General features: G+C 42.9%; 10 protein-coding genes. All 10 read left to right on the forward strand.

The window, feature by feature from the left end:
- Nucleotides 1-11 precede the first annotated feature (11 nt).
- The 10 genes from HMPREF1536_RS10420 (at nt 12) to HMPREF1536_RS10465 (ending at nt 21946) form a co-directional block, all read left to right on the forward strand.
- Entirely contained in the window at nt 12-3158 is a 3147-nt protein-coding gene (locus HMPREF1536_RS10420) for a hypothetical protein (protein WP_028730316.1), read from the forward strand.
- Between the two features lie 162 nt (nt 3159-3320).
- Complete coding sequence (locus tag HMPREF1536_RS10425) at nt 3321-3866, forward strand: RNA polymerase sigma-70 factor (protein WP_044193623.1); 546 nt, start codon at nt 3321-3323, stop codon at nt 3864-3866.
- Between the two features lie 127 nt (nt 3867-3993).
- Nucleotides 3994-4974 carry a FecR family protein gene (locus HMPREF1536_RS10430; protein ID WP_028730318.1) on the forward strand — a complete coding sequence of 327 codons (981 nt, stop codon included), beginning with the start codon at nt 3994-3996 and terminating at the stop codon, nt 4972-4974.
- Nucleotides 4975-5137: 163 nt separating this feature from the next.
- Nucleotides 5138-8479: a TonB-dependent receptor gene (locus tag HMPREF1536_RS10435; protein WP_028730319.1), complete on the forward strand. Its 3342-nt coding sequence runs from the start codon at nt 5138-5140 to the stop codon at nt 8477-8479.
- Between the two features lie 12 nt (nt 8480-8491).
- The gene (locus HMPREF1536_RS10440) at nt 8492-10030 is read left to right on the forward strand and encodes a RagB/SusD family nutrient uptake outer membrane protein (protein ID WP_028730320.1); all 1539 of its coding nucleotides are present in this window, start codon (nt 8492-8494) and stop codon (nt 10028-10030) included.
- Nucleotides 10031-10255: 225 nt separating this feature from the next.
- Nucleotides 10256-12208: a right-handed parallel beta-helix repeat-containing protein gene (locus HMPREF1536_RS10445; protein WP_157395745.1), complete on the forward strand. Its 1953-nt coding sequence runs from the start codon at nt 10256-10258 to the stop codon at nt 12206-12208.
- Between the two features lie 3 nt (nt 12209-12211).
- Complete coding sequence (locus HMPREF1536_RS10450; RefSeq protein ID WP_028730322.1) at nt 12212-14362, forward strand: hypothetical protein; 2151 nt, start codon at nt 12212-12214, stop codon at nt 14360-14362.
- A gap of 24 nt (nt 14363-14386) precedes the next feature.
- Nucleotides 14387-17722: a tetratricopeptide repeat protein gene (locus HMPREF1536_RS10455; RefSeq protein WP_028730323.1), complete on the forward strand. Its 3336-nt coding sequence runs from the start codon at nt 14387-14389 to the stop codon at nt 17720-17722.
- A gap of 77 nt (nt 17723-17799) precedes the next feature.
- Entirely contained in the window at nt 17800-20217 is a 2418-nt protein-coding gene (locus tag HMPREF1536_RS10460) for a glycoside hydrolase family 2 TIM barrel-domain containing protein (RefSeq protein WP_028730324.1), read from the forward strand.
- A gap of 136 nt (nt 20218-20353) precedes the next feature.
- A complete protein-coding gene (locus tag HMPREF1536_RS10465; RefSeq protein WP_028730325.1) occupies nt 20354-21946 on the forward strand; it encodes a glycoside hydrolase family 31 protein in 1593 nt (530 codons plus the stop codon).
- Nucleotides 21947-22025 lie beyond the last annotated feature (79 nt).

Raw genomic sequence — 22025 nt, forward strand, 5'->3', positions numbered from 1 at the left:
AAATATTAGTTATGAAAAGAGTCTTTTATCTTCTGGTTAGTCAGATTTTTGCGGTGTCGTTGCTTTTTGCCGGCCCTATACAGACAGAGACGCGAACTGTCGTTTTCACTCCTTCCGGCGGTGAGAAAGTTTATTTATTAACTCCCGGAAACAGTATTACCGAAGATGTTTCGTTTCAGCAGGCGAATTATCCGACGCGGAAATTCCTTCGTGTGGTAGGTGGTGTGAAGATGCCTGCCCCTTTCCAGAGTAGGGGGGAAGAGATGTTCCGCCGCTCCGAGTTCTATATCGATGATAATCTCGACTCCGTTCATGTAAAGAAAGATAAGTATTCCCTTTATTTCAAGGGGGAAGACAATAACTTCGAGCGTCATGCCTATTACCGTATTTCGGGAGATTTGCTGAAACCCGGCGAGCTGGTTGTTACTTTACCGGTCATTCAACGGCAGAACCTGTCGGTCTCTTCCGGTGGCGACTTCGGCGTGGAGATAGAACTCTTTTATAAGAAACCGGGGCGTTATAAGGATGATATCTACGACCATCCGGACTCCCTGCTATATTTCAGTGTACCCGAAGGAACAGGCAAATACCGGGATGTAACCGCGAAGTTTACCCTTCCGGAGAATGTGGCTTGTGCCTTCCTGCGTATCGGTGGAACTCATTTCAGCGGCGAATGCTGGGTGGAAGCTCCCCGCCTGGTGCAAAACAAGAAACCGGTTTGTGCTATCCCTTTTACTAAGTTTGCCGATAAAACCGACGATTATAATTACTGGACAGGCTGTAACCTCTCTACCCGCAGCTGGCCGCGCTGGAAACTGGATTATAACGGTACGACCGTGTTTGAAGGCAATATCTTCGACCGTGCTTCCGATGTAGCCGACTTTTATATCCCTCTGCCTGCTTCCGTCGGGGGAAAGGGCGATCTGAAACTAACCCTATTGAAAGAAGATAACCGTGCCGCTTATCCCTACGAACTCCGTTCCCTGGAGATCATAGAAGAGAGCGCGCGTGACTATGAAATAGTATCCGTTCCCGAATATGTATCTGCCGGAAGTGCTTTCGGAGTGTTGCTGGAAACAAATAAGCCGAACGTAAAACTGAAGGTACAGGCTCCGGCTTCCGTCTCTCCTTCCCAACAAGAGATAGAACTGAAGGAGACAGGCCTGCATGTCGTCGAGTTCAGGGCGGATGAGTTTGCTTCGGCCGTGCCGCTGGTTTTCGACGATGGTTCCCGCAAGGCGGAAGTTTCGATCCGCCAGATCATTCAGAAGGAACCGGACGAAGTGTATCTCTCTTCCGGGGATGAAATTCATATCGATAAGGAATATACTCCGTATGACTATTTCTTTAAATGGTACGTTTCAAACCGTATCGGCAACTGGTACCAGTTCCGTCCCTCGTACCAATGGAGCGGTTTCCGTGTCGCTAATCCGGAAATTATCCGCCACTATACCGGTTTGTTGAATAAGCTTCAGATGCCTTACGCCTGGCAGGTGGAAGGACGCACGCTGGCCGGAAAACGTATTAATCCCGACCTCGAAACACTCGCTTCACCGATGTTCCGTGGCAAGCAGGCGCACGAGAATGATGGCGGTTACTATTACTGGCAACATTTCCTCTATCAGGGAGTCTTTTCCGATATGGCTGCCCGCAACCGTCCTTACGGCGGTATCTTTGCCAAACATCGTCCGATCTATACCGACCACGGCGTCTTTATCCATTACGATCCCGAAGGTGTGAAAGATATGGCCGACGGTGCCCGTAAACTGGTGGAGAACTTCCGTTATTCGAAAGGAGAAAGTACCCGCCATACCGGCCCGTCTTCCCTGTTCCGTTATCTCTATCAGGCAGGTTACAATTGGCTCGGAGCCGAGCAAATGTACGGCCCCGAAGAAATCATCCTTTCTTCCCTTCGCGGGGCATCCCGTGCTTACAGCCGGCCGCATTACGGTTCGTTGCATGCCATGCAATGGGGCTCCCGTCCGTTTACTGATCCGAAACATGCGCTTCGCCTGTATATGTCGCTGGCGGTTGCCTATATGCATGGCTCGTCCCATATAAATACGGAAGAGGCTTTGTGGACAGACGAATATGCCAACGATCGTTTTACAAAATCCGGCAAGGAGCATCTGTATGCCCAGCACCGCGTACTGGATTTTATCGAGACGCATACCCGCCGTGGCGAACAGAAAAGCAATATTGCCGTGATCCAGGGAAGAAACGACGCCTGGAAATCTTTCGGACGTTCCAGCCTGTGGTCGCAGAAAGGCGATAAGTGGGCGTTCAACAAGGCTACCGAAAGTTTCGACCTGCTGAATGTTTTCTATCCGGATAATATTGTGGATGCTTGCGGCCCGCAAGGTTGGTTTACGGCTACTCCGTACGGAACTGTCGATCTCTTGCCGGTGGAAGCTCCTCTGGATGTAATGAATAAGTATAAAGCAATGGTCTTTCTGGGTTGGAACAGCTTCGACGAGAACGATTTCCTTCGTATCCGTAACTATGTATTCGACGGTGGAACGCTTGTGCTGACCGCCGCCCACCTGAATGCGGAACTTCAGCCGGATCAACCTGTCCGCTTCCCGGCCAACGATGCCGTTATTCGTGAAATGCTGGGCGATAACTACCAGTCACTGACGGACAAAACGGAGATTGCCTTCGGAAACGGAAAGATCGTCTATTTCCCGTCTCCCGCTTATCCGGCAGAAACTTCCCTGCGAAGCCAGTATGAAACAGCCCTGCGTGAGATCGGCGAAACGACCGTTGCTGCGGAACATACTGCCGGCTGGATCGAGTCTGCCCCTTCCATCGGCTTTACCGTTTGGGACAGCAAAGACCGCCGCACCATCTATCTGCTGAACACCGACTGGCAGAGCAATGAAGAACAGCATACCGCCACTTTCGTCTGCAACGGCAAGAAATTCCCCCTCGACGTAAGACGTTATCATATCGAAACCGTCCATTACGCCCACGGCCTGGCAATCTCCCCCGGCAGCAACACAACGGATATCCTGTCGATCGACCGCGAAGCTGACGGCTGGAAAGTAGCGATCCAGAATACGGAAAAAGATACGATCCGCTGCTTCAACACCGAAACGGGTACGATCGACTCTATCTCTTTCGAAGAACCATCCGTACATATTATTTATGTAAAGTGACCTTATTTTTGTTTCACTTAGGAGAAACAAGTGTTTCATTAGGGTGAAACAAGTGTTTCTCCTAAGTGAAACAACTCTTATACTTAACTATTTGAGCGGGCAATATGCGTTAAAAGCTGGCGAAGTTGCGGAATAATACCTGATATTTTATATGTTTGCAAGATGGAAGTGAAAGATCAGACCACGAATTGCTATCAGCGCATATATCTTGAATATGCTCCAATGCTACTTCGCTTTGCGGGTAAGTTTGTTTCCGGTTTCTTTGCTGAAGATATCGTGCATGATGTCTTTCTAAAACTGTGGGATAGGCAAGTATTTCTTCTTCCGGATGACGATCTGAAACGTATTCTCTATGTTGCTGTCCGTAATGCTTGTATCGACCATCTGCGTCGTTCAAATGTAGAACAGGAAATTTTGGATAACCGTGCCGTGCAACTCAAACTGGATGAGTTGGATTATTTTGAATCGTCCGATGAACTTTTCATGCGGAAGGACCTTCTGGATCTTCTGATGAAGAAAGTAGAAGAATTACCTGAACGTGGACAGGAGATCTTTCGTCTTTCTTATTTGAAGGGCATGAAAGCGGCTGAGATAGCTGATCAATTGGGGCTTTCTGTCCGTACTGTCGAGAATCAACTGTACAGGTCATTACTTTATTTACGTAAACATTGTTCCCATCTGTTTTTCTATTTCTTTACATTGATTTGAGCTTTATTCCATCTTTATCATTTCTTTTGAAAAAAAGTTCGTTTTCATGTGAGTACTTTTTTCCTACCGTTCGTTAAGGAAATAAAGGGGTAAGTCACCCCATAGGAAAAAGCTTAGGAGATATATCATGGAAAACGAATATACAGAATTAATCATTGGCTATTTACAAGGTAATCTCTCTGAGAAAGAGATCGATCTTTTTTATGATTGGGTAAATGAGAGTGCCTCAAACAAGGAACTGTTCTTTGAGATAAAGGCAATGTACGATGCCGGCATTTCCTTAGGAAACGCTTTGAATGTAGATGAAAGTTGGCAACGCTTGCTTAATAAAAAGGAAAAGCCACAAGCCCGCAGATTTAGTCTTTGGTACCGGATTGCTAGCTATGCTGCTGTCGCTTTAATTGCTGTAGCGGTTAGTTCTACGTATTTCTTTTTCTATCCAGCGAAGGTGGAGAGTGATTTGTTTACCAAATATATAGGAGGTGATGGCCTGGAGGCTGATATTGTAGAATTACCGGATGGTACACAAGTTTGTTTAGGTGCGAAAACAAATTTCTATTATGATAAGAATTATGGCAAAAGCCAACGCATTGTTTATTTGGAAGGTGAAGCTTATTTTGAAGTAGCTAAGCAAAAGGAGAAACCGTTTATCGTTAAGACCATGGAGCAGGATATCGAAGTTCTCGGAACCAAATTTAATGTAATGGCTTATCCGACAGATTCGCTGGTCATTACCACTTTGTTGGAAGGCTCTGTGCGTTTAATGACTTTAGGCGGTGGCCGGGAGACTATCCTAAGACCTGATCAGCAGTTTATTTATAACCGAAACAGGAAAACTGCCTCTTTGAATTATGTGGATGCCCGGCAATATACATCATGGACAACCGGCTACTATTATTTTTCGGAACAAACATTGGATGCTATTCTCGACCGGTTGAGTCATGTTTACGGAGCTGAATTTACCGTTCTCTCAAAATCATTGAATAAACGAACTTTTACCGGTACATTCTATCGGGGAGAAAGTATAAAAGATATTATGGAGGTCATTAACCTGTCTGTCCCGATCAAATATAAGATCGACAAACGACATGTTACAATTTCGGAATAAGAGGTATGGATTAGTTAACCTTTAAAATTAAATGTATGAGTGGATAAAGTAAAAAGTAAGAAGTTGGGAAAAATATCTTGCCGGATACCCTTTTCTAAAATGTGTGATTCAATTAAACTTCCATTGCCGTGGAAAATGTGTTTAATCTTAAAACTATTAGAGTATGAATAATCAACGTATAGTTGCTTTTGTAAACCTGAAAAGAGCTATAAACATTATGAAGTTAACCGTGTTAATGCTAACTGTTTGTCTGTCGCAGGTGTTTGCCGCAACCTATGCACAGACAGCCAAACTAACAGTTTCTGCCAAGAATGAAACGTTGGAGAATGTACTGAAACAAATAGAAAAACAATCCGAATTCCTGTTTTTCTATAATCTGGAAGAGATTAATAAGAATGAGAAAATCTCTATAAATAAGGAGGATGTTAATATTCAGGATTTACTGAATACAATATCGGCAAATACCGGGCTCCGGTATGCGATTAAAGATCGCCATATTGTATTGTATAAGGCTGAAGTAATATCTTCTCAGCAAAGTGGAAAAAAGACAATCACTGGAATCGTTAAAGATGTGAGTGGCCCTATTATCGGTGTAAATATTTTGGAAGAGGGTACCTCGAACGGTACTATTTCTGATATGGATGGCCGGTTTACTTTAGAAGTTTCGGAAGATGCCGTGTTGAAGTTTACGTATGTAGGTTATTTACCACAGGAAATAAAAATAACCAATCAGAAGTCGTTGAATATTGTGATGAGAGAGGATAGCCAGACGTTGGACGAACTGGTTGTGGTTGGATACGGTTCAGTGAAGAAAAGCGACCTGACGGGATCTGTATCCTCTGTTAAAGCCGAAGATATTACGAAAATAGCCACCAGTTCACCGGTTGCGGCATTACAAGGACGGGCTGCCGGCGTATCTGTTTCGCTAGGTTCAGGCTCTCCGGATGCGACGGCATCTATTCAGATCCGTGGGGTGGGTACTCCGAACGATTCTTCGCCATTGTATGTAGTCGACGGTTTTCCTATGAGTGATATAAATCATCTAAGTCCTAACGATATCGAATCGATCGAGATATTGAAAGATGCCTCAGCCTGTGCCATCTACGGTTCACGTGGTGCTAATGGTGTGGTAGTAATTACGACTAAAAAAGGGAAAGCAGGTGATTTGAAGGTTAATTTCAATGCTTATTATGGTATTGAACACCTTGCTTCAAAACCGACGATGCTTAATTCTTCACAATATGCGGAACTATCGAATATCGCGTACCAGAATGCCGGTGAAGGGCCTTTGTATTCAAGCACTACCAATATGCCTTATAATACGGATTGGTATGATACCGTATCTCATTTAGGCCAGTTCCAGAATTATAATATCAGCATGACAGGTGGAGGCGAGAAAGTACAATCTGTTTTCAGTGCCAATTATTATAAACGGGAAGGTATCGTTAAATCTACGGATTTTGACCGTATATCGTTAAACCAGAACAATGTGTTCAAAGCAACCAGCTTTCTGAAATTCACGACATCGCTATCCGTTGCTATGACCAATCATAAAAGATTGGATCCTACCAGTATTTTCCTGTCTTCTTTGATTGCTCCTCCTGATATTCCAGTTATCGATCCGGAAACGAACTATTATACAGGTATCCGTAAAATGAGATTGGAAAATCCGGCCGGGCGTATCGCCAGGAATAATGGTAACAATAAACGCCTTTATTTTGTAGGTAACTTTAGTGCCGATCTTAATTTGACGAAAGATCTGGTATTTACTTCCCGCTTTGGTATAAAGTTTAGAAATAATCATGATAGTGATTTCCAACCTGTATTTTATGAAACAGCCGATAATTCGACATTAATGAATACGGTTACTAGAAAAACAGCTCGAACAATAGACTGGACATGGGAGAACATGTTGACATATCATCATAATTTCAATGAGAAGCACGATTTGACAGTGATGGCTGCTATGTCTGCCCGGAGTTATACAAACGATGCTTATGAAGTGACTAAACAAAATGTTCCGATCGAAGATGAGGAGTTCTGGTATTTTGATGCTGCTACGGAAAATCCTCTGGCAAAAGGTGATGGTGCGGAACTGACTATGTTGTCTTATCTGGGACGTATCAATTATGGCCTTTTGGATCGTTATCTTATTACGGCCAGTATTCGTGCGGATGGTTCTTCCCGCTTTATGAAAAATAACAGATGGGGATACTTCCCTTCTGCTGCCCTTGCCTGGAAATTATCAGAAGAAAACTTCTTTAAAAACTGGGAACAGAGTGTCTTAAGTTCAGCGAAGGTAAGGGCTGGTTATGGGGAGATCGGAAATGAAAATATATCTTCTTATTATCCGTATTTGACTCCTATAGCGCAACAGAGGTATTATACTTTGGGACAAAACCAGGACAGAGTGAATGGTTCGTTACCTTCCGGTATCGGTAATGTCGATGCTAAATGGGAAACTTCCACACAGTTGAATTTCGGTGTAGATTTAAGCTTGTTTAATAACAGGTTCAGCCTTACGGCTGATTATTATATCAGAAAGACAAAAGATATTTTGTTGACACAACAGATCCCCCGGATTTCAGGATTTGGAAGTATGGTTCGTAACGTAGGTGGTATGCAGAATAAAGGATTTGAGTTTACACTTGGGTTTAAAGGGAATAAAGGTGATTTCTCTTATAGTCTGAATGGAAATCTGGCACTGGTTAAAAACGAAGTAACCAGTTTAGGTACTTCCGAAGCCTTAGTGGCTAGTTTCCCTTACGATTATACGTTGATTGATTTACAGGGTGCATTAGGAAATATAATTCGGAGTGAAGTAGGCAAACCTTACGGACAATTCTATGGTTATGTGACGGATGGCATATTCCAGAATCAGGCCGAGATCGATGCTTATGTGAAAGACGGTAAACTGATCCAACCGGATGCCAAGCCTGGTGATCGTAAGTTCAAGGACTTGAATAACAACGGAAAGATTGATGACGGCGATATGGATTTTATAGGTAATCCTATTCCGGATATTACTTATGGCTTGTCATTTGATGCTAGTTATAAGAATTTCGACTTGAGTATATTATTCCAGGGGGTTGCAGGAAATCAAATATATAATGCTGCCAAGTATTATTATATGCGTTTCGACGGGAAGCAGAATGTACGTGCGGAATATCTGGATGATTATTGGAGAGGAGAAAATACATCGAACACCCAACCTATCCCTACCAAGGATCTGACAAGAAATAGCCGTAACTTCCGTAACTCTGATTATTATGTTGAAAACGGATCTTATCTTCGCTTGAAAAATATCCAGTTAGGATACACTTTCTCTCCAAAGCTTGCTGAAGGATTTAAGCCTTCTATTCGTCTTTATATTTCAGCCCAGAATTTATTTACTATTTCCGGTTATAGCGGATTTGATCCGGAAGTCGCAACAGACTTGTCGGTGGATAGAGGGCAATATCCGCAGGCTCAGTCATTTATGGTTGGAACAGTTATTAACTTTTAAGGAGATTTGTATATGAAAACACAAAATATATTAGTAGGATTATCATTGTTGTTGCTGAGTTCGTGTTCGGATTTTCTGGATAAGACTCCTTTGGTTCAGACCTCGGTTCAAACTTATTACTCGACAGATGATGAGGCAAATACGTCTATTATCGGTATTTATTCTATTATGCAGAATGAATCTTTTCAATTGGCTCCTTTTATGATTATCGGAGATGATTGTTCGGACGATTCGGATCTGGGAAATAGCAATAGTGAAGCTTTTTCATGGCTTGGCTCTGTTGCTCAATCTTTACAGAAGTTTGATAACTTGCCGACTAATTGGGTAAGTAATGCTTTATGGGCACAGGCTTTTAGGGGTATTTCTGCTGCTACCCAGGCAATAGAAAGTATAACTGCCAATAGTGAGCATCTATCTCCGGCAAAGAAAGATCAGTTTTTGGGCGAAGCATACTTTTTGCGGGCTTTTAATTATTTCTTCCTGACTCGTCAATATGGTCGGATGCCTATTATCGATCATGTGCTAACTTATGATGAATATTATACACCTCGTGCCTCTATCGAAGAAACATGGGAGTTTATGGTACAGGATTTGAAACAGGCGATAGAGCTTTTACCCAAGAAAAGTGAGTATCAGGCTGCAGATTTAGGTCGTGCAACACAGGGAGCTGCTTATGCAATGCTTGGTAAAGTTTATATTTATCAGGGGAAATTTCAGGAAGCATACGAGGCTTTAAAGGAGGTTGTTAATTCTGGAGAGTATGGTTTGGAACCTAACTATGCCGATGTCTTTACCTTAGAACATGAAAATGGAATAGAATCCCTTTTTGAGATTCAGCACGGTATAAGTGGTACTGGCTGGGCGGATGACAATGAAGGGTCGATCCTGTCGTTTTATGAACATGATGCAGATCCTGACGATCCTGTAAAATGGCATAATGGCTGGTCTATGCATTGTCTTACTGCGGATTTGGTAAATAGTTATGAAGATGGTGATCCTCGTCTGAATGCAACGGTTATTTTCCCCGGCGAATTCTTCGACGGACGTATCAATGAGAATAAAGCCAGTTCTACCGGATATCAACCAAAGAAATGGTATATTCCTTATGCTCAGCGTTCCCAGGTTGACCAGAGTGATTGTCCGAAGAATATAATTTTCTACCGCTATGCAGATGTACTATTGTATATGGCAGAGGCCGCCAATGAGTTAGGTAAGACTACTGAAGCGTTAGACTTTTTGGAACAGGTACGCTCGAGAGCCCGCCTGAATGCAACCCAAGAGAATGTATTACCTAGAATAACGGAGACTGAAAAATCGAAGTTGCGTGATCTGATTTGGCATGAAAGACGTGTTGAACTGGCCGGTGAAGGACAGCGTTTCTGGGATTTGGCCAGACAAGGCCGTTTGGGTAAGGTCATGAAAGCTTATTCTCAGAAATACAATTCTATAAAAGGACAGAACTTTGTAGAGGGGAAAAGTGAATTGCTGCCTATTCCTGAAGATCAGGTGACTCTCTCTAATGGTGCTCTGGAACAAAATCCGGGTTATTGATTCCGATCTTGTAGCACAAACAGGTGTGTTTTAACATTTATTTATGAGGGGTATATCAACAACGTTGTCGAGGTGCATGTGAACAGCATTATCGAGTAGCATGTGAACAACGTTGTTGAGGTATATGGGAACAATGCTGTCGAGGCAGGTGTCAATAACATTGTTCCCATACTACCTCTCCTATGTATTCCTCTTCAGTAAGTAATTAATACTAATATCATGAACATGAAGAAGATTTTATTAACAGTATGCCTGATTTTTACGGCATTGGCTGTATATAGCCAGAATAAAACATATTTTGTCTCTCTGGACGGTAATGACAATGCTTCTGGATTATCTATTAAGGATGCGTGGAAAAGTCTGGATAAAGTAAACAATACTACGTTTCTCCCTGGCGACAAAATCTTGTTTGAATCGGGAGCTGTCTGGTATGGACAGTTAAAATTGAAAGGTTCGGGAGCCGAGGGAAACCCTATCCTTCTTTCCAGTTATGGGGGTGAGAACCGACCCGTGATTAACATAGGAAAGGCCGAGGGGGCTGGTATCCGCCTTTATAATCAATCTTGGTGGATTGTGGAAAATATGGAAGTTACCAGTGGTGCAGCCCCGGAGCTGGAAATCGGACGGCAGGGAATTGTCGCACTGGCTCAGGGGGAAGATCAGCATGTGGAACATATCATTGTGCGCAATTGCCATATCCATGATATTTGGGGGCAGCTCGGTGGTAATACGGAATATACAGGCTACAACAGTTGTGCCATATTGGTACAGATACAAAATAAAAGAGGCGGGATGAACAACAATCGTCTGAATACAAGCCTGAATGACGTACTGATCGAGAATAATCGTATCGAACGCTTTGATAAGTGCGGGATCATCGTTCGCGGATGTAAAAATAATCTGAATGTCCGCTATAATTATATGGAGAATTTGGGGGGCGACGGTATTTTTGTAGGAGGTTGTTACAGAGGTATGATCGAACATAATGTGGCAAAACGTACCTGTATGCGTTCAGGATACTTGGATTTGAAAGGTGGCGAAACATGGTGGCCTCATACGGCAGCGATCTGGATACAGGATGCAGAAGAAACGATTATGCAGTATAATGCTGTTTATGATACTGGTCGTCAACCCGGTAACGGAGATGGATTTGCTTATGATTTCGATTTTTATTGTAAACGCTGTATAGCGCAATACAATTACAGCCGTAATAATCATGGCTTCTTATTATTGATGAATCGTACTTTTGAAAATGTAACCCGCTATAATATCAGTGAGAACGACCAGACTCATCTGGTTCAGATGCAGTGCGATATCAGTGATCGTAATGTATTGTACAATAATGTATTTTATATTGACTATGGTACAGTAGATCTGGATTTTTTCTGCGGTAATGATGGTTCTGCGGATAAGAGTAAGCTGGGGGCTGTATATTACAACAATATTTTCTATGCGTCCGGGCAGAGCTATTTCAGAACAGCTTATTCCACAGGTGAGGTATTGAGTCGAACTTTTGATGAATCGGTTAAGCCCGAAACTGGAGCATTGGACAAATTATTCTATCATAATTGTTATTTTGGCCCCTGGAAAAACGGTATACCGGATGATCCTGAAAAGTTGGTTGCCGATCCGTTATTTGTTGCTCCGGGAAGTGGTGGTGAAGGATTGTGTTCATTAAAAGGTTATCAGCTACAACCTAATTCTCCGTGTATTAATACAGGAGTTTATGTCCCGTTATCCGGTGAACATGACTTTTGGGGAAATCCTCTGGATGATGGTCATACAGATTTTGGAGCTTACGAACAGATTGGATCCGGCGTTTTTGCCGACAAGGTAAAACTGGAAGGCGCGGATCGGAAGTATACCAAAGAATCGACTATGGCCTGGGCTAAATGGAGCTTCCCCTTGCAAATACAGGTGGAAGAAGAAGGTAACATTATAAATATCAGATTGCTGGAGCCACTAGATGAAAACGTGAAAGGCGCGATAACGTGGATCGATCCAGAAGGGAAGAAGGTTGTTCAGGTATTGGATAAACAGAAAAAACGGGATGAGTTTACTCTAAAGGTAAAAGCAGATAAGGCTACTTTACTGGCTTCTTCGGTGCAGGTAGATTTGCAGTATGAAGATTTGGAGGAAACATGGAATATTCCGTTTACAGAAGGAAGGAGGAGATAGTCTATGAAAAAGAATAGTATAAGTACTTTTATCTGGGGCATACTGGGTGTATTGTTTGTTTCGTGTAATTCGCAGACTGGCGGAGTACAGCAATTTGATATGCAGAAAATAGCTGCACACTATTCCAATGCAGAGACAAAGGTGAAAGCAAGCGATATCTTTGGAAAGGATATATTGTATATTTCGCCGGCAGATGGTAATGAGGGTGTGGTGATCTGGGAAAAAGGTGATAAGCCTGCCTGGGATAAAGGTAATTATCTGGTTTTCGAAGTGTATGGCGAAGCAGAATACAGCGGTGTTATCAATATTGAGTTTTATAAGGATATGAAAAATTTCGTTGCTGAAAAGATTGTTTTGCAAGGAGGGGAAACATCCGGCACGGAGAAGGATATGCCGTGGATATCTTGTTTGATGGGGACATTACCCCAATTGAAGACTCAGGTCGTTTTTCCTTTGTCTTATTTGGATGCACAGCAATTGTTTGTTCCCCGTTCTCCACGCCAGTTGAAAGGGACTGTAAGTGGTAATCGTTTGGCTCCTGAAGATATCGTCAAGGTAGTTCTCCGTTTCGGACCTTACGACGGTACAAACTATCTACCTTCTTATGAGTTGGCTTCCATTTTTATTACAGACTCCTTGCCTGAACCTTACCCTGATATTTCAACACCGGTTATAGACCGGCTCGGACAGTGGAAAGATAAAGAATGGCCGGGTAGGCTGAAAGATGAGAAAGACATGGTTCTACAAAATAAAGAGATGGCTAAAAAGATTGAGAATGCCCGATTCCCATCGGAGTGGGGGCGTTTTGGTGGTTGGAAAAAGAAACCGTTTAAAAGTACCGGTTTTTTCAGAACTCAGCATGACGGAACCCGTTGGTGGCTGGTAGATCCGGACGGTTATGCTTTTTTGAGTGTCGGTATTGATTGTATCGGTCCGAACTCCAGTGGCCCGGTTAATGGTATTGAAGATTTGTTCGATTGGCTTCCCGGGGATAATGATTCTGAATACGCAGAAGCTGTAAAAGAGCGTAGAGGGTTTAAAACAGTAGACTTTTATGTGGCGAATATGATCCGTATATATGGACAGGACTGGAGAAACCAATGGGATAAGGTGACAGAGAATTTGATGAAGAAAATTCGGTTTAACACGGTTGGCAATTGGTCGGATATTGATTTTGCCCGTAAAAGCCGCATTCCGTATGTTTTACCTTTGCGGGATTTTCCAAGCACGGAAGTTTCTATTTATCGCGATTTCCCGGATGTGTTTTCCGATGAGTATCTGCAAAATGCAAAGGAATTTGCACAGCAACTGAAAGCTTATAAAGATGATCCGTATATGGTTGGTTATTTTTTGAGAAATGAACCTCAATGGGCTTTCGGCTATCATAATCTGGCTTATGAAATGTTTGCGACCCAACAAGTTTCCCACACAAAAGATGGGTTTATTAACTGGTTGGAAAAGAAGTATCAAGGGAATGTAAAAGAGGTAAATGCCAAATGGAATTTGGATCTTAAGGATTTTGCTTCTTTGAAGGATCGTACGTTTAAAGAATATCCGTCGGAAGTGGCCAAAGATGATTTTCATGAATTCTCAACCATTATGGTCAAGATGTATGTCGATATTCCTTGTGATGAAGTGATTAAAATAGATAAGAACCATCTGAATTTAGGGATGCGTTATGCCTGGTTAAGTTCCGACCTGCTTTATAAGGCGGGAGAACGTTTTGATGTATTTTCTATCAATGGTTATGGTCTGGTTCCTCCTCCAACGGCCGAGATTGCCGAACGAAGCGGAAAACCGGTAATGATCGGAGAGTTCCATCAGGGGGCAGTAGACAGAGCATTGCCTGCAACCGGTATTATTGGGGTATTGAATCAGCAGGAACGTGCCGCCGCTTACCGGAATTATATCGAACAGGGCTTTGCAAGGCCAGAATTGGTCGGTATGCATTATTTTCAATGGATCGATCAGCCTTATTATGGCCGTTTCGATGGTGAGAATTATAACATAGGTGTTGTTACGGCTTGTAATATTCCTTATCCGGAATTAACAGAGGCTATGACAATAACGAATGAACGCATATATGATGTGGCAACAGGTAAAGTTGAACCATATAGTGTCGATATTCCTAAAACACCGGCTATCCATTATTAATTGTAACATTAAATAGATTTGTCTATGAAAAATACACTTTTACTGGGACTGTCCTTATTATTGTCAGTCCCCCAACTATCAGCTCAAACCGTAAAGGTTACGGAGAAACCTTTAGTTCTTCCCACCTATGAGATAGGTGCGCCGGATGTCAATCCGATATTTTTTACAGGCCGTGTTTATCAGGGAGCACAGGGACATATTTATCCATATCCCCTGTACGATATATTAACGGATGAAAAGATTGATAAAACGTATGATGCTGTTTACCTGGATAATGAGTATGTCAGTGTCTGTGTTTTACCGGAAATTGGCGGTAGGATACTATCGGCTACGGATAAAACGAACAATTATGAAATATTTTATCGGCAGACAGGAATAAAACCAGCTTTGATCGGCATGCTCGGAGCTTGGTTGTCGGGTGGGGTAGAATGGAATATACCGCATCATCACCGCCCTTCCAGTTATATGCCGATCGATTGGAAAATCGAAGAAAACAAAGATGGAAGTAAAACGATCTGGGTGGGTGAAATGGAATTACGCCATCGTATGAAATGGTCGGTTGGTGTAACAGTTTATCCGAATCGTTCGTGGGTGGAAGCACGGGTGAAGATCATCAACCGTACTCCATTTGTGCAATCCATTCTTTATTGGGCGAATGTGTCAGTACATTGTAATAAGGATTATGAAGTAATTTTCCCACCGGCAACACAATTCGGAACAGACCATTCGAAAGTGTATTTTACAAAGTGGCCGATGGGAGAAGCTGTTCGTGGCAGTGGTAACGATGTTGAACTTGCATGGTGGAAGAACTATACCGGTAATTCACGTTCTATCTTTGCCTGGAACTTTGAGGATGACTTTTTAGCTGGTTACGATCATGGCAAACAAGCCGGTACTGTTCATGTAGCTAATCACCATATTGTAAATGGGAAGAAATTCTTTTTGTGGGGCAATAACCCCAGTGCAGAAATGTGGAATAAAATGTTGTCGGATAAAGATGGTCATTATCTGGAGTTGATGGTGGGTGCCTATTCAGACAATCAACCGGATTATAGCTGGGTAGGACCGGGGGAAACTCGTGAATTCGTGCAGCGTTGGTATGGCATCCGTGATATCGGTTCTGTAAAGAATGCGAATGACGATGCAGCCGTTAATCTGGAAAGACGGGCACCGGATAAAGTATTCCTGGGTTTTAATGCAACGACTAAATATACGGATGCAAAAGTCTTGTTGAAACAAGGTGGCAATGTCTTGTTTGAGAAAGTTATTTCTATTGATCCTGCAACACCTTTTACTGCTACTCTACCTGTCCCTAAAACGGTGAAAGATGCCGATCTATATGCTGTTTTACTGGATAAGCAGGGTAATGAGTTAGTTGCTTATCAGCCGGTAGAACTGGATAATAAGGAACTCCCGTCTGTTGTTGAAGGTACAAAGCCGGTTAAAGAGTATCAGACTGTGGAGGAGTTGTATTATGCAGGGCTCCGTGTCGACCAGTTCCATAATGCCCGTTTAAATGCAATGGATTTTTATAATGAGGCATTAAGCAGGGATTCACTCGATTCGCGTGTCAATACTGTTGTAGGTATACGATATGCAAAAGCCGGACAGTGGGATTTGGCAGAAAAACATCTGAAAAGGGCGTTGGTTCGTCCGGCCAAGGATTATACGGTGGTGAAAGACCCGGAACCTCATTATTATCTGGGTTTGATCTATCAGATGCAAGGTCGTTACAAAGAAGCGGCAGACCAGTACTGGAAGGCTACCTGGTATCCGACTTTCCAGCATTCGGCTTATTTGGCATTGGCACAGCTATCCGGTCTGAAAGGTAATTTACCGGAAGCACTGGCGTTAGTTGACCAATCACTGGCTGTCGGAGGAAGGGATACGAAAGCTCTTACATTAAAAGCTTATTTGCTAAGAAAGCTGGGGCAGGCTGATGAGGCTGCCAAACTGCTAGAGTTGGTTATGGAGATCGATCCATTGGATTATTGGAGCATGTCGGAGCAAAGTCTGTTGAATGGTAATGGAGTAAACTTCCTGGATAAAGCAGAGAAACAACGTGGTGAAGGTATTATCCGCGTTCAGGAATTGTTGGAAATGTCTTTGGAATATGCGCATGTGGGAGCTTATGCAGAAGCAACACATTTGCTGGATAAAGCACTGCAGATAGGTGAACCTTATATTTCATCTCCATTGGTTTATTATTATATGGGTTATTACGATCTGCAATCAGGAAATAAGGAAGCTGCATTGGCACAATGGAAGAAAGCTTCTTCATTGTCCACTGATTGGTGTTTCCCGTTCCGCCTGGAAGAAATAAATATCCTGAATACTGTATGCTCGGAATCTGTTGCTGATGCCCGTGCTCCTTATTATCTGGGTAATTTGTACTATTTCCTCGGACAAAAAGAAAAAGGAATGGTTTGTTGGGAACAGGCTGTATCAAAAGATACCCAATTTGCTCAGGCTTGGCGTAATTTAGGCTTTGGTTATAATCGTCAGAATGAACCGGGTAAAGCAATTGCCGGCTATGAAAAGGCTATCGCATTTAATAATAAGGATCCTCGTATTTTCCAGGAGCTGGATATATTATATGAAAAGAATAAAAAACCGGCAACAGAACGTCTGGCTATACTCGAACAAAATATTCAGACTGTAATGAAACACGATGAGGCTGTAATGCGTTTGCTGACATTGTATAATGAAACCGGCGCTTATGATAAAGCGATCGATATTATGGCAAACCGCCATTTCCATGTCTGGGAAGGCGGCGGAGAAATTCATGATATTTATGTCGACTCCCATTTACTGAAAGGGATGGATCTGCTTAAATCCGGAAAACAGAAGGAGGCTATCAGTGAATTTGAGGTGGCCGATCTCTATCCAGAGAACCTGGAAGTCGGAAGACCGGAAACAGGTGGTCATAGTGCAAAGGGTTATTATTACATGGGTAAAGCTTACCAGGCATTAGGTAACAAAAAGAAAGCCAAAGAATGTTTTGAAATAGCAGCAAACAGCCAGGTGAGAAGAAGACGAGTGCAGTTGGCCTCGGAAAATACATTGTTCAATGCCTTGGCTATGGGTGAGACTGGAAGAATGGCAGAGTCGAAAGATTTGTTGCAGAAGCTCTCGGCAGAGATCGACGGGCAATTGGCCGGACGTGTATCTGTTGATGCCTATTCCAAATTTGGTGAAGATGGTTCAAAGGATGAGCGGATAGCGAATCTGAACTATCTGAAAGGTCTGCTGGAATGTGCAAACGGTAATGACAGTTCCGGAAAGGCATTGCTTCAGAAGGCGATAGATCTGAATCCGAATCTGATTTGGGCGAAACAATTCCTGAATCATACATTCTAATAAGTAATAATGATATATCTTTGGTGGTCAGGAGGTTTTAGCCTCTTGGCCACATTTGTCTTTAGAACATCTAAATTATGAAAAACATGAAATATTGGGTTGTGTTATTGCTGATGCAATTATTCTCTGTTAATGTTTGGTGCCAGGGTTTTGGCAAAAGTGAACAGATTAATCATGATTGGTTCTTCTATCCGGGTGATACTAAGTATGCAGGAGCTGAGTATTTTGACCATTCCGGTTGGCAAAAGCTGGATATCCCTCATGACTGGAGTGTTGAACAGATTGCGAGTCCCGGTAATGCCAGTTGTACGGGATTCCTGCCAGGAGGTATTGGATGGTATCGTAAAGATCTGGATATTCCTGCGGATAAGGAAGGACAAAACCTGTATGTCTATTTTGAAGGTGTATATAACAACAGCGAAGTCTTTATAAATGGTAAATGGATTGGGAAACGACCCAACGGATACATCTCTTTTATGTATGACCTTACTCCCTACATCCATTGGGGAGGGCGTAATGTTTTGGCTGTAAGAGTCGATCATTCGCAGTCTGCTGATTCGAGGTGGTATACCGGATCCGGAATTTACCGGGATGTTTATTTAGTTTATGCAAATCCTGTACATATTAATTTGTGGGGAGTGAGCTATGTTGCTGAAGTAAAAGGAAAGAATGCTGCTCTCACTATTCAGACGGAAATAAACAATACAACGGATAAACCTGCTGCATTAACAGTGAAACAGGAAGTGTTTAACCGTGAAAACCATAAGGTCGGTGAAGTTTCCAAAAGCCTTAGTTTACCGGCAAACTGTGTGGAGAAATTGGAACAGTCGTGTACGATCAACTCTCCGGTTTTGTGGGATTTGGATAATCCTTATTTGTATACGATAAAAACGCATATTTCTCAAAATGGGAGACAGATAGATGGCTCGGAAACACGTGCTGGTATTCGTACCCTGCATTTTGATCCGGATAAAGGGTTCTCATTGAATGGACGGAACATGAAGATAAAAGGAGTCTGCATACATCATGATGCCGGATGTTTGGGAGCAGCTGTCCCGAAAGAAGTTTGGCGTCGCCGCTTATTAATTCTAAAGGAAATAGGTTGCAATGCAATTCGAATGAGTCATAATCCCCAAGCTCCTTATATGTATGACTTGTGTGACGAATTAGGATTGTTGGTTAAAGACGAGGCTTTTGATGAATGGGAATATCCTAAGAAAAAATGGATTACCGGTTGGAATCGTGGTATCCCTGGTTTTCAGGGATCTGCCGACTATTTTCGGGAATGGGCGGAACGTGATCTGGCTGATATGATCCGTCGCGATAGAAATCATCCTTCCGTTATTATGTGGAGTATAGGAAATGAGGTCGATTATCCAAATGATCCTTATTCACATCCAGTCTTGGATCAGGAAGGCATCGGACAACAACATGTCAAAGGGTATCAGAAAGAACAACCGTGTGCGGAACGTTTGGGCGAGATTGCCCGCAACCTGGTGCGTGAAGCTAAAAAGTATGATTTATCCCGTCCGGTCACTGCTGCTTTGGCGGGTCCAGTCATGTCTAATGAAACGGATTATCCGAAAGTATTGGATGTGGTAGGATATAATTATACGGAAAAGCGTTATCGGCAAGATCACGAGAAATATCCGGATCGTATTTTGTATGGAAGTGAAACAGGACATGGGTTAGAACCTTGGAAATATGTACGGGATAATGATTATATTTTTGGACAGTTTATATGGGTAGGATATGACTTCTTAGGGGAAGCTGGTCCCTGGCCCTCGCGTGGGTCGACTGCCGGATTAATAGATATGGCTGGAAATATAAAACCTGGCGGATATTATCAACGTGCTTTATGGTCGGAATCCCCGGTTGTCTATGTGGGTACTTATAAGCCTGAAGAGCGGAATCGTTGGCTGATGACAAATGCCCCGGCCGTATGGAATTATGAGAAGGGGGAGACGATACGTGTCGTAACTTATACGAATTGCCAGGAAGCTGAACTTTATTTAAACGGGGAGCTGGTAGGAGTTCGTAAACCTTATGATGACGAGACTGCTGTTATCTCCTGGGATATACCTTATATCTCAGGTGTTTTGGAAGTCGTTGGCTATAATAACGGGAAAATCGTATCGAAAGACAAGATACAGACTTCCGGACGTCCTTATGCGTTGAAAGCCGTATTCTTAGAGGAAGAACATATTGGAAAAGACACAATGTTGCAAATGCTGATCCGTGTTGTGGATGAAAATGATATTCCGGTTGTTCTGGCAGATAATGAAGTTACCTGCCATTTGGAAGGTCCGGTTCGTCTAATTGGTCTTGAAAGTGGGGATGGGAATGTGACGGACAATTACAGAGATAACAAGCAGCGGTGCAGATCAGGTAAACTTGTCGGTTATCTGAAAGTGACGGACAATGCCGGTTCAGTAAAGGTAAAACTGACATCTCCTCTTTTACAATCAACGGAAGTAGAGCTGTCAATCAAATGAAATTATAAGACTATTTATCAAAAGAAAAGGAGATAACTCTGAAATTAATGGAGTTATCTCCTTTTTATATTCCGCCCGTAAATATATCTTTGTGGAGATATTTAATAAATCTAATGAAATGAACATGAATAACTCGATGAAAACTGTTTTCTTGTCTTTACTTATCCTTTTAGTGGCATTACCCTGCCGGGCTGCTGGTAAATACGAATCCCGGATATCATCCCTGGAAAATGAGAAATGGTGGGGAGGTATGGTGGCACTTGGTTCTCAGATGCCGTTTAAAGAGAATCTGCGTTTGTTCGATCTTTCGGCAGAAAACCTAAATAATCAGAATGTCCCTCTTCTATTATCTTCCGAAGGACGCTATATCTGGAGTGATAAGCCATTTTCTTTCAAGGTGGAAAATGGGAATATACATATCTACTCCGATTACGAGAAGATGGAACCTGTATTGGCCGGCAGCACATTGAAGGAAGCCTATCTGGCCGCTGCTGCCAAACATTTTCCTTCTTCCGGCCAACTGCCTGACTCGTTGTTCTTCTCCATGCCGCAGTATAATACCTGGATCGAGTTGATGTACAATCAAAACCAGGAAGATATCCTGAAGTATGCCGACAATATATTGACCAATAAATTCCCGGTTGGAGTATTCATGGTAGATGACAACTGGCAGAAGTATTACGGAAACTTTGATTTTAAGCCGGAACGTTTTCCAGATCCGAAAGGAATGATCGACCGGTTACATAAAGACGGGTTCCGTATTATGTTGTGGATTTGTCCGTTTGTCAGTCCGGATAGCCCTGAATTCCGTGAGTTGCAACAAAAGGGATACCTGATCAAACAAAAGGGGACAAAGCAGGCAGCCATCATTCCCTGGTGGAATGGATATAGCGCTTGCTATGACTTGAGTAATCCGGCTGCAGCCGAACATTTGAAGTTGCAATTGCGCACAATGCAGGAGAAATACGGAGTTGATGGTTTTAAGTTTGATGCTGGTGATATTGGCCATTATAATGATCCGAACCTGGAATTTTATGATAAGTCAGCGACTTCTGTCGATATGTGCGAATATTGGGCCAAGATCGGTTTGGATTTTCCTTTCAATGAATATCGTGCCGGTTGGAAGATGGGTGGACAGGCACTGGTACAGCGTCTGGGGGATAAAGATTACTCCTGGAATGCTGTAGGGCTTTTGATCCCGGATATGATTGCAGCCGGACTGATGGGGTATGCATATGCTTGCCCGGATATGATCGGTGGAGGTCAGTTTGGTTCGTTCCTCGGTGTCGATCAGACGAAACTCGACCAGGAGCTGATCGTCCGTTCTTGTCAGGTACATACTTTGATGCCTATGATGCAGTTCTCTGTGGCTCCTTGGCGTATTTTGGATGAAAAGCATTTAGCTATTTGCCGTGAATACGCTCATCTGCATGAAAAGATGGGTGGATATATTCTGGAACAGGCACGTCATTCGGCACAAACTGGTGAACCGATATTGCGCCATATGGAATATGCATTTCCACATCAAGGGTTTGTAGACTGTAAAGACCAGTTCATGCTGGGCGATAAATATCTGGTCGCACCGATCCTGACCAAAGAACATACACGTCAAGTGATGTTGCCCAAAGGACAATGGAAGGATGATACTGGTAAGAAATTCCGCGGACCTAAGACAATAGAGGTGAATGCTCCTTTGGAACGTCTGCCCTGGTTCGAGAGAATAAAATAAGAAGAGTATCTGGTCAGACTAAAGAGTTTCACCTTTTTCAATAGGGCGAAACTTTTGTTTCCTACCGATGAAACTTTTG

The organism is Parabacteroides gordonii MS-1 = DSM 23371, from assembly GCF_000969825.1.
Classification (GTDB): domain Bacteria; phylum Bacteroidota; class Bacteroidia; order Bacteroidales; family Tannerellaceae; genus Parabacteroides; species Parabacteroides gordonii.